This is a genomic window from Lelliottia wanjuensis (genome assembly GCF_030238365.1).
GTDB lineage: Bacteria > Pseudomonadota > Gammaproteobacteria > Enterobacterales > Enterobacteriaceae > Enterobacter > Enterobacter wanjuensis.
Map to the genome: position 1 here is coordinate 1 of NZ_JASSOT010000007.1, position 14,838 is coordinate 14,838.

The following is a 14,838-nucleotide window of genomic DNA, read 5'->3' on the forward strand; positions in this document are numbered from 1 at the left end:
TCTCCCACGGGCTCAGTGGCACCAGGGCCGGGTGATGCTCACCGGTAACCTCCCGATGATCAGTCGGGGATCTTCTCCGCAGAAGCGGAGAAGATCAAGACATAAGGGCCGGGGTGAGGGCACCAGCCCGCACTAATTAACCCCCAGCACCTTCCTCGCTTCCCGCGTCACATTATCCATCTCATCCAGCAGCTCCAGAAATTCCGGCTCAAGCTCCGATTCCGGTGTCCCAGAGCGCAGCTGCTGCTCCAGCAAATGACACAGATTTTTCAGCCGCGGGACGCCGCTGTAGCTACAGCTCCCGTGCAGTTTATGGATGGCTTCAAGCAAATCTTCCGGGTTTTCACCCACCAGCTGTTCTTCCACTTTGTTACGGATTTCCGGCAGGAACGCGACCAGCATTTGCAGCATATCCCGCGCCAGATCGGCTTTTCCCGCCGCCTGACGTAACGCCAGCTGCCAGTCGAACGTGGCATTCGGGTTCACCGCGATTTCGGCAGGTTCAGACGCCGCCAACGTCACGCCGGTCGGGAAGCCCGGTTTGTAACGCAACAGCAGACTGTGGAGCTTCTCTTCGTCGATCGGTTTCGCCAGATAATCGTTCATTCCGGCGCTGAGCAGCTTCTCTTTCTGCCCGGCCATGGCGTGGGCGGTCACGGCGATCACCGGGGTTTGCTGCTGATGCGGTAGCTGGCGAATCAGCTCGCAGGCGCGGATGCCGTCCATGCCCGGCATCTGAATATCCATCAAAATCAGATCGAACTGCATCTGTTTGGCCTGTTCGACTGCCTGCGGACCGCTGGTGCACAGCTCGACGTGATGCACCTGATCTTCCAGCAGGACGCCGATCAGCTTCAGGTTGGCGGGATTGTCATCCACCGCCATGACGCTCATGGGCAGCTTGTGATCCTCGCTGGTGACGGGGATCGCGTGATGATTGATGCGGCAATATTCCGTCAGGGCAGGCAGCAGGCGCGTGGCGGTGAGCGGTTTTAACAGGCAGGCGGCCGCACCGTCGTTTTTCAGCTCTTCAGCATTAAGCTGAGCGTGGCACGGCAGGGCTAAGAGCAGGTAATCGGTCATCGACGCGGCCTTTGCCAGCCGCTCCTGCTGCATAGTCAGCTCGCCGGTGAACGTCACTGGAATGCCCATCAGCAAAATGTCGTAATGATCGACCGCCAGCGCCGAGAAGGTCGGGCTGTAGATCACATCCAGCGGCGTGGTGCTGAGCACATCCAGCGTACTTTGGGCCGCCGCCGCATTCGGCTCGACGTACGCCAGACGCTTACCGCGCAGGCAATCGGTCATCGGGCCGTCGGTCACCACGTTCGGGTTGAGATCGAGATTAATATGGAACCAGAAGGTCGAGCCGCGGTTTGGCTGGCTGTGGAAGGAGATATCCCCGCCCATCTCTTTCACCAGTTTCTGAGTGATCACCAGCCCCAGGCCGGTCCCGCCGTGACGCCGGGAAATACTGGCGTCCGCCTGACGGAATGCCTGGAACAGCCGGGACTGATCGCGCTCTGGGATGCCGATACCCGTGTCGCGGATCTGCACCTCAATCTGCACTTTGTTATTGCTGATCGCCCGTCGCTCCACCAGCACGTCAATGTTGCCACTCTCGGTAAACTTGATGGCATTCCCGACCAGATTGGTAATCACCTGTTGCAGACGCAGCGGATCGCCGATGACGTTATCCGGCACATCATTTTTGATATTCAGCGTCAGCTCAAGCCCCTTGTCGTGGGACGAGTGGGCCAGCAGTGTGACCACTTCATCGAGCGTGCTGCGCAGCGGGAACGGAATGCTTTCCAGAATCAGCTTGCCTGCTTCCAGCTTGGAGAAGTCCAGCACGTCGTTGATGATCGCCAGCAGGTTATTCGCGGAACGTTCGATGGTGTGCAGGTGATCGCGCTGGGTCGGGTTGAGTTCTGATTTGAGCGTCAGACGCGTAAAGCCAATCACGCCGTTGAGCGGCGTGCGCAGCTCGTGAGACATATTCGCCAGGAACTCTGATTTAATGCGCGCCGCTTCCTGGGCGCGTTTCTTCGCCAGATCCAGTTCGACGTTCTGAATCTCCATCTGCTCAAGCGTTTCGCGCAGATCGGAGGTCGCCTGATCGACGTTGTGCTGCATCTCTTCGTGGTAGGCCGCCAGCGACATTGCCATCGAGTTGATGCCGTTTTTGAGCATATCCAGCTCGCCGAGCATAAAGCCTTCGACGCGGCTATCGAGCTGCCCGCGGCGGATGCGGTCAACGGTATTCACCATGTTGCGGATCGGACTGGTCACATCGCGCATTAGTCGCCAGCCGAAAATCAGCGCAATACCGATACAGAACAGCATCATCACGCTGGAAATAAAGATCTCTTTGTACTGCTGCAGGCGCACCGACTTGAGATCCAGCTCCAGCGCCACATATCCCAGTACATTATTGCTGGCCTTAGCGTCGGACACGGCCGATTCATCCGGTGAATAGCCCTCCGAAATAATCGGCGTGCGCAGGATCATGATGTCGCCACGCCGCAGTACGCTCAGGTGGCGCGGGAAGGGCGACCCGTCCGGGATTTTGAGTTCGCTGGGATCGAGATGAAAATTCGAGGTCACAAACAGGCGGTTGTTGTCGTCATAGACCGAAATCGCCCGCACGATCTCCGAGTGGCGGCGATGCAGCACGCTGATTAGCTGGCCGAGCGAATCACGGTTTTGCAGGTTCATCCCGTATTCGCTGGAGACGGCCAGCGGCTCGATGATGCTGGCTCCCGCATCTTCCAGTTGACGCTGCAAGTCGTTGTAACGGTGCACAACAAAGAAGATGCTCAGCAGCAAACCGATCAGAACGGTCGGGGCGAGAATCAAAATCATCATGCGCGCGCGCAGGCTGTAGTTGGTCATGGAGTTCCGTTATGGGACAATTAGGGTCATTATGTTTATTTGAGAAAAATCTCGGCGATGGCGCAATTCTACTCTGCAAAGCGACGCGTGACGACGCGTCAGATCATAACTGTTGATGTGACAGACCTTGACCCGTTCGGCCAGGGCGTTGCGCGTCATCAAGGCAAGACCGTGTTTATCCCCGGATTATTACCCACCGAGCGCGCCGAAGTCACCCTGACGGAAGACAAGAGCAAGTATGCGCGCGGCAAGGTGAAGCGTCGTCTTAATGATAGCGCGGAACGCACCGCGCCTCGCTGCCCGCATTTTGGCGTGTGCGGCGGCTGCCAGCAGCAGCATGCGAATGTTGCCCTGCAACAGCGCAGCAAAAGCACCGCGCTGGCACGTCTGATTAAGCATGATGTGAATGCGATACTCTCCGGCGAGCCGTGGGGATATCGTCGTCGCGCCCGTCTGAGCCTGAACTACCAGCCGAAAACACAAAAGCTGGAGATGGGTTTTCGCAAGGCAGCCGCAAGTGACATCGTCGATGTGAAGCAGTGCCCCGTTTTGGTGCCCCGTCTTGAAGCACTGCTCCCGCCCCTGCGTGAATGTCTCTCTGAATTGCAGGGCGTGCGCTCGCTCGGCCACGTCGAACTGGTGCTGGCCGACAACGGTCCGCTGATGGTCCTGCGTCACACCGCGCCACTTTCTGCCAAAGACCGCGAAAAACTGGAACGCTTTTCGCATTCTCACGAGCTGGCGTTTTTTCTTGCGCCCCAAAGCGAGATACTTGAACAGGTTACGGGTGAAACTCCCTGGTATCTGTCGGACGGGCTACGCTTAACGTTCAGCCCGCGCGACTTCATCCAGGTCAATGACGGCGTCAATCAGCAGATGGTCACCACGGCCATTGAGTGGCTGGACGTTCAGCCAGGCGACCGGGTGCTCGATCTGTTTTGCGGAATGGGCAATTTCACGCTGCCACTGGCAAAACGGGCGGCCAGCGTAGTCGGCGTGGAAGGCGTCGAGGCGCTGGTGGCAAAAGGGCAGGAAAACGCCGAGCGCAATGCGTTGCACAATGTGACATTTTTTCATGAAAATCTGGAAGAGGATGTCACTTTGCAGCCGTGGGCGAAGCACGGTTTCGATAAAATTCTGCTCGATCCTGCACGCGCGGGTGCGCCTGGCGTAATGCAGCATATAATTAAACTCGCGCCAAAACGCGTGGTCTATGTTTCCTGTAATCCGGCCACGCTCGCCCGCGACAGTGAGGCATTATTGAGCGCGGGTTACCAGATTCAGCGTCTGGCAATGCTGGACATGTTCCCGCACACTGGGCATCTGGAATCAATGGTGTTGTTCGAGCAAAACTGATGAATTTCGTTTCGGCTTGTCGAATTCGACAGGCCCTGGTCCCTAAAGGAGAGGACGATGGTTGCGGTAAGAAGTGCACATCTCAATAAAGCTGGTGAGTTTGACCCACAAAAATGGATCGCAAGTCTGGGGATTTCCAGCCAGCAGTCGTGTGAACGCTTAACCGAAACCTGGGCCTATTGTCTGCGAACGACAACGGGACATCCCGATGCCGAACTGCTGTTATGGCGCGGTATCGAGATGGTCGAAATTCTCTCCATGCTCAATATGGATCTCGAAACGCTGCAGGCCGCGCTGCTCTTCCCGCTGGCAGATGCCGAAGTGGTGAGCGAAGACGTGCTGCGTGACAGCGTCGGCAAACCGGTCGTCGCGCTGATCCACGGCGTGCGCGATATGGCTGCCATTCGCCAGCTGAAAGCCGCTCAGACGGATTCCGTCTCCTCCGAACAGGTCGATAACGTTCGCCGCATGCTGCTCGCGATGGTGGATGATTTCCGCTGCGTGGTCATCAAGCTCGCCGAGCGTATCGCCCACCTGCGCGAAGTGAAAGATGCGCCAGAAGATGAACGCGTACTGGCGGCGAAAGAGTGTACCAACATCTACGCGCCCCTCGCGAACCGCTTAGGGATCGGCCAGTTGAAATGGGAGCTGGAAGATTACTGCTTCCGCTACCTGCACCCGGCGGAATACAAACGTATTGCCAAACTGCTGCACGAGCGTCGTATCGATCGTGAGCACTACATCGACGAGTTCGTGGGTGGTTTGCGCCAGTCGATGAAAGAAGAGAACGTGCGGGCGGAAGTCTATGGTCGTCCGAAGCACATCTACAGCATCTGGCGCAAAATGCAGAAAAAACATCTCGCCTTTGACGAGCTGTTTGACGTTCGCGCGGTGCGTATCGTCGCCGACCGCCTGCAGGACTGCTACGCCGCGCTGGGGATAGTGCATACTCACTTCCGTCATCTGCCGGATGAGTTCGACGACTACGTCGCGAACCCGAAACCGAACGGCTATCAGTCGATCCACACCGTGGTGCTCGGCCCGGGTGGGAAAACGGTTGAGATTCAAATTCGTACCAAACAGATGCACGAAGACGCCGAACTGGGCGTCGCCGCGCACTGGAAATACAAAGAAGGCCCATCGAGCGGAACACGCACCGGCCACGAGGACCGCATTGCGTGGCTGCGTAAACTGATTGCGTGGCAGGAAGAGATGGCTGACTCCGGCGAAATGCTCGACGAAGTGCGCAGCCAGGTCTTTGACGACCGAGTCTATGTCTTTACGCCAAAAGGCGACGTGGTGGATCTGCCAGCCGGTTCAACGCCGCTCGACTTTGCCTACCACATCCACAGCGATGTGGGGCATCGCTGCATTGGGGCGAAGATCGGCGGGCGCATCGTGCCCTTTACCTATCAGCTGCAGATGGGCGATCAGATTGAAATCATCACCCAGAAACAGCCGAACCCAAGCCGCGACTGGCTGAACCCGAACCTGGGCTATGTCACCACCAGCCGTGGGCGCTCGAAAATTCACGCGTGGTTCCGTAAACAGGACCGCGACAAGAATATCCTCGCGGGCCGCCAGATCCTTGACGATGAGCTTGAGCATTTAGGCATCAGCATCAAAGAGGCGGAAAAACACCTGCTGCCGCGCTACAACTTCAACGAACTGGACGAGCTGCTGGCGGCCATTGGCGGGGGCGATATTCGCCTCAACCAGATGGTGAATTTCCTGCAGTCGCAGTTCAACAAACCGAGCGCGGCGGAGCAAGATGCGGCGGCGCTGAAGCAGCTGCAGCAGAAAACTTATACGCCGCAGCATCGCAGCAAAGACAATGGCCGCGTGGTGGTCGAAGGCGTCGGCAATCTGATGCACCACATCGCCCGCTGCTGTCAGCCGATCCCAGGCGATGACATCGTCGGCTTTATCACCCAGGGGCGCGGGATCTCCATTCACCGCTCCGACTGCGAACAGCTGGCCGAGCTGCAATCCCACGCGCCAGAGCGCATTGTGGATGCGGTGTGGGGCGAGAGCTACTCCGCAGGCTATTCGCTGGTGGTGCGCGTCACCGCCAACGATCGCAGCGGTTTGCTGCGTGATATCACCACTATCCTCGCCAACGAGAAGGTCAACGTTCTGGGCGTGGCGAGTCGCAGCGATACCCGCGAGCAGCTTGCCACCATCGATATGACCATCGAAATCTATAACCTGCAGGTGCTGGGCCGCGTGCTCGGTAAGCTGAACCAGGTGCCGGATGTGATCGACGCGCGTCGTCTGCACGGCGGGTAAATTCACTCTTTGTAGGCCGGGTAAGGCTTCGCCGCCACCCGGCAAATTCCTCTATTCTGGATGTAAAAATGACTCAACTCGACCGCCTGCTCGGCATCATGAAACGCCTGCGTGACCCGGAAAACGGCTGTCCGTGGGACAAAGAGCAGACCTTCGCCACCATCGCGCCTTATACCCTTGAAGAGACCTACGAAGTGCTGGACGCCATCTCACGCGAAGATTTTGACGATCTGCGCGGCGAACTGGGCGATCTGCTGTTCCAGGTGGTGTTCTACGCGCAGATGGCACAGGAAGAAGGGCGCTTTGATTTCAATGATATTTGTGCCGCCATCAGCGATAAACTCGAGCGCCGCCATCCGCATATTTTTGCTGACGCGACCGCCGGGAACAGTGAAGAGGTGCTGGTCCGCTGGGAGCAGATCAAGAGCGCTGAACGCGCTGAAAAATCCCTGCACTCGGCGCTGGACGATATTCCACTGAGCCTGCCGTCCCTGATGCGCGCACATAAAATCCAGAAGCGCTGCTCCGCCGTGGGCTTTGACTGGACCTCACTTGGCCCGGTGCTGGACAAAGTCTACGAAGAGATCGACGAGGTGATGGATGAAGCCAAACAGGCGGTGATTGATGAAGCCCGGCTGGAAGAGGAGATGGGCGATCTGCTGTTTGCTACGGTCAACCTTTCACGTCATTTGGGTGTAAAAGCCGAAACCGCGCTGCAAAAAGCCAACCTCAAATTCGAACGTCGTTTCCGCGAAGTTGAGCGGATTGTCGCCGCGCGAGGCCTGGAAATGACTGGCGTTGACCTCGATCTGATGGAAGAAGTGTGGCAGGAAGTAAAACGCCAGGAACATGATCTCTAACGGATTTTTGCGATCAAGCGCAATTTGTGTGATTTTTTAAATGACAAGCGCTTGATTTGCGTCAAAAACATTTACCCAAAACGGGCTATTTTCTCACTCCCTATGTTTGTCAAAGCCTGAGACAGGAGACGGAGAATGAAAGTTTGTGGCGCTCGCCGTGTTCGGGTATACTACTTTCCCGTCTTGGTTATTCCATCGTTCCAACCTAACTTCTCAGGTTCAGCATGACAACGAACTATATTTTTGTGACCGGCGGGGTTGTATCCTCTCTGGGTAAAGGCATTGCCGCAGCCTCTCTCGCGGCCATTCTTGAAGCCCGTGGCCTCAATGTGACTATGATGAAACTGGATCCGTACATCAACGTCGATCCAGGCACCATGAGCCCAATCCAGCACGGCGAAGTGTTCGTTACCGAAGACGGCGCTGAAACCGATTTGGACTTAGGTCACTACGAGCGCTTCATCCGTACTAAAATGAGTCGCCGCAACAACTTCACCACGGGTCGTATCTACTCCGACGTTCTGCGTAAAGAACGCCGTGGCGACTACTTAGGCGCAACCGTTCAGGTTATCCCGCACATCACCAACGCTATCAAAGAGCGCATCATCGCAGGTGGCGAAGGCCACGACGTTGTGCTGGTTGAAATTGGCGGTACGGTCGGTGATATCGAATCCCTGCCATTCCTGGAAGCGATTCGTCAGTTAGCGGTTGATATTGGTCGTGAACACGCGCTGTTCATGCACCTGACGCTGGTGCCATACATGGCCGCTGCCGGTGAAGTGAAAACCAAACCGACTCAGCACTCCGTGAAAGAACTGCTCTCCATCGGTATCCAGCCGGATATCCTGATTTGCCGCTCCGATCGTGCCGTTCCGGCCAACGAGCGCGCGAAAATTGCATTGTTCTGTAACGTTGCTGAAAAGGCTGTGATTTCTCTGAAAGACGTCGATTCCATTTATAAAATCCCGGGCCTGTTGAAATCACAGGGTCTGGACGATTATATTTGTAAACGATTCAGCTTGAACTGTCCGGAAGCTAATCTGTCAGAATGGGAACAGGTTATCTACGAAGAAGCCAATCCGGCAGGCGAAGTGACTATCGGTATGGTCGGCAAGTACATTGAACTGCCGGACGCCTATAAGTCAGTTATCGAAGCGCTGAAACACGGTGGTCTGAAGAATCGCGTATCCGTAAACATCAAGCTGATTGATTCGCAGGATGTGGAAACTCGCGGTGTCGAAATTCTGAAAGATCTGGATGCTATTCTGATCCCTGGCGGCTTCGGCTACCGCGGTGTGGAAGGCAAGATCGCTACCGCACGCTATGCGCGTGAGAACAATATTCCTTACCTCGGCATTTGCCTGGGTATGCAGGTTGCGTTGATCGAGTTCGCTCGTAACGTAGTCGGGATGGAAAACGCGAACTCTACGGAATTTGTGCCAGACTGTAAGTACCCTGTTGTGGCGCTTATCACCGAATGGCGCGATGAAGACGGCAACGTCGAAGTCCGTACTGAGAAGAGCGATCTGGGTGGCACGATGCGTCTTGGCGCTCAGGCTTGCCAGGTGTCGGATGATAGTCTGGTTCGCAAGATGTATGGCGCGCCAACCATCACTGAACGCCATCGTCACCGCTACGAAGTCAACAACATGCTGTTGAAACAAATCGAAGCTGCGGGTCTGCGTATCGCGGGCCGCTCCGGGGATGATCAGTTAGTCGAGATCATTGAGGTGCCAAACCATCCGTGGTTCGTTGCCTGTCAATTCCACCCGGAATTTACTTCAACGCCGCGTGACGGACATCCGCTGTTTGCAGGCTTTGTGAAAGCCGCCAGCGAATATCAGAAGCGTCAGGCGAAGTAAAAAAAGTTAGAACGGCAACGCGTACCTCAGGTACGCGTTGTTTGTCTGGAGTTTTAGTTTAACTTGTACTGAGGAAAATCTAATGTCCAAAATCGTTAAAGTCATCGGTCGTGAAATCATCGACTCCCGTGGTAACCCGACCGTTGAAGCCGAAGTTCACCTGGAAGGTGGTTTCGTCGGTATGGCAGCTGCTCCGTCAGGTGCTTCTACTGGTTCCCGCGAAGCGCTGGAACTGCGCGATGGCGACAAATCCCGTTTCCTGGGTAAAGGCGTACTGAAAGCTGTTGGCGCTGTAAACGGTCCTATCGCTCAGGCAATCCTTGGCAAAGACGCCAAAGATCAGGCTGGCATCGATAAAATCATGATCGACCTGGACGGTACTGAAAACAAATCTAACTTCGGTGCGAACGCAATCCTGGCTGTGTCTCTGGCTAACGCCAAAGCCGCTGCTGCTTCTAAAGGTCAGCCGCTGTATGAGCACATCGCTGAACTGAACGGCACCCCAGGCAAATACTCCATGCCGGTTCCGATGATGAACATCATCAACGGTGGTGAGCACGCGGACAACAACGTTGATATTCAGGAATTCATGATTCAGCCAGTTGGCGCGAAATCCCTGAAAGAAGCGGTTCGTATGGGTTCTGAAGTGTTCCACAACCTGGCTAAAGTTCTGAAAGCTAAAGGTATGAACACTGCTGTTGGTGACGAAGGTGGCTACGCGCCTAACCTGGGTTCTAACGCAGAAGCTCTGGCTGTTATCGCTGAAGCAGTAAAAGCAGCGGGCTACGAGCTGGGCACCGACATCACCCTGGCGATGGACTGTGCAGCATCTGAATTCTACAAAGACGGTAAATACGTTCTGGCTGGCGAAGGCAACAAAGCCTTCTCTTCCGAAGAGTTCACTCACTTCCTGGAAGACCTGACCAAACAGTACCCAATCGTCTCTATCGAAGACGGTCTGGACGAATCTGACTGGGATGGTTTCGCATACCAGACTAAAGTACTGGGCGACAAAATCCAGCTGGTTGGTGACGATCTGTTCGTAACCAACACCAAGATCCTGAAAGAAGGTATCGACAAAGGCATCGTTAACTCCATCCTGATCAAATTCAACCAGATCGGTTCTCTGACCGAAACTCTGGCTGCGATCAAAATGGCGAAAGACGCTGGCTACACTGCCGTTATCTCTCACCGTTCAGGCGAAACTGAAGACGCTACCATCGCTGACCTGGCTGTTGGTACCGCTGCAGGCCAGATCAAAACCGGTTCTATGAGCCGTTCTGATCGCGTCGCTAAATACAACCAGCTGATTCGTATCGAAGAAGCACTGGGTGAAAAAGCGCCGTACAACGGTCGTAAAGAGATCAAAGGTCAGTAATCTACTGAGCTTTCACTCTTAAGAAAAAACCCGCTTCGGCGGGTTTTTTTATGGCTGATTTACAGCAGCAGAGGGAGCGTTGCACTCGCCGTTTGCTGGCTGATATCGCCGTAGCGATCGTCGAGCGTGATAAGCGACGTCGCCAGCAACTCCACCAGCAGCATCACGCCCACTTTGGCGTTCAACGCCCCCGCGCTCAGCGGTCCTTCCGGCTTTGCTGCCACCAGCAACATGTCACTGATCGACGCCAGCGGGCTGCGCGGCGTGTTACTCAGCGCCAGCACCTTCGCGCCGCGTTTACGGGCAAGCTTCACCACGTGGAGCAGATCGCGCGTCGAGCCGGAGCTCGAAATCGCCACAATCAAATCGTCCGGGTTCAGGGTCGTCGCGTTCATTGATGCCCTATGCATATCGCTGAACAGCTGCGCCGGCTTCCCCAGACGCAGCAGTTTGTAGTGCAGATAGTCGCCAATAATGGCGCTGGCTGCGACACCGTAGATATAGACCGAACGCGACTGATGCAGCGCCTGCGCTGCGGCTAACAGCATCTCTCTGTCGAGCAGCTGCGAAGTATCCCGCAGCGCCTGCACCGACTCCTCCACCACTTCGTCAATCTCATCGCCCTTACGGGCAGGCGCCTGGATCCGCTGCACATCCAGCGCCAGCGCCATTTTGAATTCCGTAAATCCCTTACACCCCAGCGCGCGGCATAAGCGCGTCACGCTCGCCTCACTGGTGTCACTTTCGCGCGCCAGCTCGGTGATCGTCAGATAGAGCACTTTTGCAGGATCGTTTAACACGAACTCGCCCAGTTTTTGCTGAATGGGGCTGTACCCGGAGACGCTCTGGCGCAGCCTCAGCAGCAGGTTTTCATTTTCTGACATGCAAGATCCTTAATGCGTTTCTCTGCGGCTAGTGTGGCGGAAAGCAGGGGAGAGATGCCAGTCATTTTAAAAAAGTATGATCAATCCCACGATCTTTGGTGATAATTTTCATTTTAATTAATTTGTATGGTAAAAATTTTCATCAATACACAGGGGAATTGAAAATATGATGCAAATGTTCAGTGGGGCCTCCTCGGGGGCGTGGTTTGAAAAGGCGCAGCGGTTCGGCAAATCGTTCATGCTGCCGATAGCCGTCCTGCCCGCCGCGGGCCTGCTGCTCGGGATTGGCGGGGCGTTGTCCAACCCCAACACGCTGACGGCCTATCCGTTCCTGGATGTCGGCTGGTTACAGGCGATTTTCACCATCATGAGCAGCGCGGGTTCGATTGTCTTTGCCAACCTCTCGGTGCTGTTTGCCGTGGGCGTAGCCGTCGGGCTGGCGAAAACTGACAAAGGCACCGCCGGGCTGGCGGCGCTGCTCGCTTTTCTGGTAATGAATGCCACCATCAATGCGCTGCTGATCCTTACCGGCACGCTGGCGCATGAAAATCCTGGCGCAGTCGGGCAGGGAATGACGCTGGGGATTCAGACGCTGGAAACCGGCGTCTTTGGCGGCGTGGTAATTGGTCTGGTGACCTGCGCGCTGCACCATCGCTTCAACAAAATCGCCCTGCCGCAGTTCCTCGGCTTCTTCGGCGGCTCGCGCTTTGTGCCGATTATCAGCTCGCTGGCGGCGATTGTGGTCGGTGCGCTGATGACGGTTGTCTGGCCGCACTTCCAGAAAATGATATTTGGCCTCGGCGGTCTGGTGGATGCGACCGGCTATCTCGGCACCTTCTTGTACGGTTTTATCCTGCGTATGCTTGGCCCGTTCGGCCTGCATCACATCTTCTATCTGCCGTTCTGGACCACGGCGCTGGGCGGAAGTGAAATCGTCAATGGCCAGCTGGTGGAAGGGACGCAGCGCATCTTCTTCGCGCAGCTTGCGGACCCGAATACTCAGCAGTTTTACATCGGGACTTCGCGCTTCATGTCCGGGCGCTTTATCACCATGATGTTCGGCCTGCTGGGCGCGTGTCTGGCGATGTACCACACGGCAAAACCGGAAAATAAAAAACGCGTGGCGGGGCTGCTGCTCTCGGCGGCGCTGACCTCTTTCCTGACCGGGATCACTGAGCCAATTGAGTTCTCGTTCCTGTTTATCGCCCCGGTGTTATACGTTATCCACGCCTTCTTCGACGGGCTGGCGTTCATGATCGCCCACATTCTGCACATCACCATCGGGCAGACCTTCTCGGGCGGTTTCATCGATTTCATTCTGTTTGGCGTCCTGCAGGGCGAAGCCAAAACCCACTGGATGTACGTCCCGCTGGTCGGCGTGCCGTGGTTCTTCCTCTACTACTTCACCTTCCGCTATCTGATTAACCGCTTTGGTTTTGCGACGCCGGGCCGCGAGAAAGAAGCGGTTATTGAAAGCACGCTGCCACAGAGCGAACGTGCGGCGGCGGTGATTGCGGGGTTAGGCGGCAGGGAAAATCTGGAAGAGGTGGACTGCTGCGCTACACGACTGCGCGTGACCGTAAAAGACGGCAGCAAGGTTGACGAAGCGGCACTGAAAGCGACCGGCGCACGCGGCGTCATCGTCCGAGGGAACGGGGTACAGGTCATTTATGGCCCGCACGTCACCATCATCAAAAATGAAGTCGAAGAGAGTTTAGCGTAATGAAAACGGTACTGGATGTTTTGAAAGGCAAATTGATCGTCTCCTGTCAGGCGCTGGAAAACGAACCGCTGCACAGTTCATTCATCATGTCGCGCATGGCGCTGGCAGCCGCGCAGGGCGGGGCGGTCGCCATTCGTGCCAACAGCGTGGTGGATATCGCCGCCATCAAAGAGACCGTCTCTTTGCCGGTGATTGGCATCATCAAGCGTGATTATACGGACAGCGAGGTGTTTATCACTGCGACGATGAAAGAGATCGACGAGCTGATGACGGTGACGCCGGAAATTATCGCTCTCGACGCCACCGACCGTCCGCGTCCAGGCGGCGAAACGCTGGCCGCGCTGATCGAGAAGATTCGCGCGCGCTATCCCTCTCTGCTGTTGATGGCGGATATCGCGACCGTCGCCGAGGCTAAAACCGCGCAGGATCTCGGATTTGACTGCGTCGGCACCACGCTTCACGGCTATACGGCGAATACGACAGGCCGTCTGTTGCGTGAAAATGACTGTGGATTCTTACGCGAGGTGCTGGCGGCGGTGACGATTCCGGTCGTCGCTGAAGGCAACGTCGAGACACCCGAACTGGCCGCGCGTTGCCTGGAATTGGGCGCGCATACGGTGGTGGTCGGCGGGGCGATCACGCGTCCACAGCAGATTACCGCCCGCTTTGTGGCGGCGATTGAGGCGTAAAGCACCGATCGGGCATGATACTTAGGCGGGGATCTGCGATACTTAACGTTTATCCCCTTTACTGAGATGACTATGCAGTACCCGATTAACGAGATGTTCCAGACCCTGCAAGGCGAGGGTTACTTCACCGGCGTTCCTGCTATTTTTATTCGTTTACAGGGATGCCCGGTCGGCTGTGCCTGGTGTGATACCAAACATACGTGGGATAAACTCGCAGATCGGGAAGTGTCGCTGTTTAGTATTCTGGCCAAAACCAAAGAGAGCGATAAATGGGGCGCCGGCAGCGCGGAAGACCTGCTGGCGATCATTGGTCGTCAGGGCTGGACTGCCCGCCACATCGTGATCACCGGTGGCGAACCCTGCATCCACGATCTCACCCCGCTGACGGATCTGCTGGAAAAGAATGGCTACAGCTGCCAGATCGAAACCAGCGGCACCCACGAAGTGCGCTGCTCCCACTCGACATGGGTGACCGTGTCGCCAAAAGTGAATATGCGTGGTGGGTATGACGTGCTGTCGCAGGCGCTTGAACGCGCCGATGAGATCAAACACCCGGTTGGACGCGTACGTGATATTGAAGCACTCGACGAACTGCTGGCGACGCTGACGGATGAAAAGCAGCGCATTATTGCCCTGCAGCCGATCAGCCAGAAAGACGACGCCACGCGTCTGTGCATCGAAACCTGTATCGCCCGCAACTGGCGTTTGTCGATGCAGACGCACAAGTATTTGAATATAGCCTGAGGTAAAAGCAAAACAGCAACGCAAGTTGCTGTTTTTAGTGTTTTCTCCCTCTCCCCGTGGGAGAGATACCGTCTTGTCGGTTATCCGGCAAGCGGTATTTCAGCATTAAATTCTCGTCCGGATTTCACCACGCCATAAGCCAGCTGGAGCAGTTTTCT

10 protein-coding genes are annotated in these 14,838 nt (G+C 56.0%); 8 read left to right on the top strand and 2 right to left on the bottom strand.

The annotated features are described in order from the left end of the window. Positions 1-132 precede the first annotated feature (132 nt). Positions 133-2,895: a two-component sensor histidine kinase BarA gene (barA, locus tag QQF33_RS03005; RefSeq protein ID WP_285157346.1), complete on the bottom strand. Its 2,763-nt coding sequence runs from the start codon at positions 2,893-2,895 to the stop codon at positions 133-135. Positions 2,896-2,952: 57 nt separating this feature from the next. Between barA and rlmD the strand changes: the two genes are divergently transcribed. The 5 genes from rlmD (at position 2,953) to eno (ending at position 10,640) form a co-directional block, all read left to right on the top strand. Next, positions 2,953-4,251, top strand: a complete 1,299-nt coding sequence (gene rlmD, locus QQF33_RS03010; RefSeq protein ID WP_285150869.1) for a 23S rRNA (uracil(1939)-C(5))-methyltransferase RlmD — start codon at positions 2,953-2,955, stop codon at positions 4,249-4,251. Between the two features lie 57 nt (positions 4,252-4,308). Next, the gene (relA, locus tag QQF33_RS03015; protein ID WP_282492788.1) at positions 4,309-6,540 is read left to right on the top strand and encodes a GTP diphosphokinase; all 2,232 of its coding nucleotides are present in this window, start codon (positions 4,309-4,311) and stop codon (positions 6,538-6,540) included. Between the two features lie 68 nt (positions 6,541-6,608). Beyond that, entirely contained in the window at positions 6,609-7,400 is a 792-nt protein-coding gene (gene mazG / locus QQF33_RS03020; protein WP_282492789.1) for a nucleoside triphosphate pyrophosphohydrolase, read from the top strand. A gap of 224 nt (positions 7,401-7,624) precedes the next feature. After that, positions 7,625-9,262, top strand: coding sequence for a glutamine hydrolyzing CTP synthase (pyrG, locus tag QQF33_RS03025; protein ID WP_282492790.1), 1,638 nt, complete (start codon positions 7,625-7,627; stop codon positions 9,260-9,262). Between the two features lie 82 nt (positions 9,263-9,344). Continuing rightward, the gene (eno, locus tag QQF33_RS03030; protein ID WP_282492791.1) at positions 9,345-10,640 is read left to right on the top strand and encodes a phosphopyruvate hydratase; all 1,296 of its coding nucleotides are present in this window, start codon (positions 9,345-9,347) and stop codon (positions 10,638-10,640) included. Positions 10,641-10,699: 59 nt separating this feature from the next. Here the strand turns inward: eno and QQF33_RS03035 are convergent, their stop codons facing one another. Then, positions 10,700-11,524: a MurR/RpiR family transcriptional regulator gene (locus tag QQF33_RS03035; RefSeq protein WP_285150868.1), complete on the bottom strand. Its 825-nt coding sequence runs from the start codon at positions 11,522-11,524 to the stop codon at positions 10,700-10,702. Between the two features lie 166 nt (positions 11,525-11,690). On the opposite strand from QQF33_RS03035, the gene QQF33_RS03040 reads away from it, so the two are divergent. The 3 genes from QQF33_RS03040 to queE all read left to right on the top strand — a co-directional run bounded on the left by QQF33_RS03040 (position 11,691) and on the right by queE (position 14,680). Next, positions 11,691-13,247 (top strand): PTS transporter subunit EIIC, encoded by a 1,557-nt coding sequence (locus tag QQF33_RS03040; protein WP_282492793.1) that lies wholly within the window; start codon positions 11,691-11,693, stop codon positions 13,245-13,247. After that, entirely contained in the window at positions 13,247-13,936 is a 690-nt protein-coding gene (locus QQF33_RS03045; protein WP_285150867.1) for an N-acetylmannosamine-6-phosphate 2-epimerase, read from the top strand. The genes QQF33_RS03040 and QQF33_RS03045 overlap by 1 nt, the downstream gene beginning before the upstream one ends. 72 nt (positions 13,937-14,008) lie before the next feature. Further along, positions 14,009-14,680: a 7-carboxy-7-deazaguanine synthase QueE gene (queE, locus tag QQF33_RS03050; protein ID WP_285143737.1), complete on the top strand. Its 672-nt coding sequence runs from the start codon at positions 14,009-14,011 to the stop codon at positions 14,678-14,680. Positions 14,681-14,838: the final 158 nt, after the last annotated feature.

What these genes read in the sequence shown, in the direction of transcription:
- rlmD (WP_285150869.1), top strand. Translation starts at nt 2,953, where the DNA reads ATGGCGCAATTCTACTCTGCAAAGCGACGCGTGACGACGCGTCAGATC.
- relA (WP_282492788.1), top strand. Translation starts at nt 4,309, where the DNA reads ATGGTTGCGGTAAGAAGTGCACATCTCAATAAAGCTGGTGAGTTTGAC.
- mazG (WP_282492789.1), top strand. Translation starts at nt 6,609, where the DNA reads ATGACTCAACTCGACCGCCTGCTCGGCATCATGAAACGCCTGCGTGAC.
- QQF33_RS03035 (WP_285150868.1), bottom strand. Translation starts at nt 11,524, where the DNA reads ATGTCAGAAAATGAAAACCTGCTGCTGAGGCTGCGCCAGAGCGTCTCC.
- barA (WP_285157346.1), bottom strand. Translation starts at nt 2,895, where the DNA reads ATGACCAACTACAGCCTGCGCGCGCGCATGATGATTTTGATTCTCGCC.
- pyrG (WP_282492790.1), top strand. Translation starts at nt 7,625, where the DNA reads ATGACAACGAACTATATTTTTGTGACCGGCGGGGTTGTATCCTCTCTG.
- eno (WP_282492791.1), top strand. Translation starts at nt 9,345, where the DNA reads ATGTCCAAAATCGTTAAAGTCATCGGTCGTGAAATCATCGACTCCCGT.
- QQF33_RS03040 (WP_282492793.1), top strand. Translation starts at nt 11,691, where the DNA reads ATGATGCAAATGTTCAGTGGGGCCTCCTCGGGGGCGTGGTTTGAAAAG.
- queE (WP_285143737.1), top strand. Translation starts at nt 14,009, where the DNA reads ATGCAGTACCCGATTAACGAGATGTTCCAGACCCTGCAAGGCGAGGGT.
- QQF33_RS03045 (WP_285150867.1), top strand. Translation starts at nt 13,247, where the DNA reads ATGAAAACGGTACTGGATGTTTTGAAAGGCAAATTGATCGTCTCCTGT.